We start from the raw sequence: 402 nt of genomic DNA, 5'->3' as shown, positions 1-402 counted from the left end.
CATGCTCGGAGGTAGTTTATTATGACTCAATCTCGACAATCTCAAGTATCGCTTGCTGATACCCCTTATTACCACTGTATATCTCGTTGTGTTCGTCGAGCTTATTTATGTGGTGAAGATAAATATACTGGCCAATCATTTGAACACCGCCGCCAATGGATGGTTGAGCGAATGCATCAACTCGCTTCTATTTTTAGTATTAACATTTGTGCCTATGCCATTATGTCGAATCACTATCACTTAGTTTTGCACATCGATGAACAAGAAAATTATTTATTTAGTAACGAGCAGGTTTGCCAACGATGGGGAAGCTTGTACTCAATGCCAACCTTAATTGACCGTTGGTTAAAAGAGCAAACAATATCTGACGAAGAAAGTAAAGCTGCGCTGAATATTATCAAT

At 38.8% G+C, this 402-nt stretch carries 1 protein-coding gene; it reads left to right on the top strand.

Translation table 11 applies throughout. The features are described 5' to 3' along the window. Positions 1 to 21: 21 nt before the first annotated feature. Positions 22 to 402 (top strand): transposase (locus H5084_RS20075; RefSeq protein ID WP_220486022.1); only part of this gene is annotated, 381 nt, incomplete at its 3' end.

Source organism: Psychromonas sp. SR45-3 (genome assembly GCF_014163575.1).
Classification (GTDB): Bacteria; Pseudomonadota; Gammaproteobacteria; order Enterobacterales; family Psychromonadaceae; genus Psychromonas; species Psychromonas arctica.
This window is presented reverse-complemented; position numbering and strand designations above follow the sequence as displayed.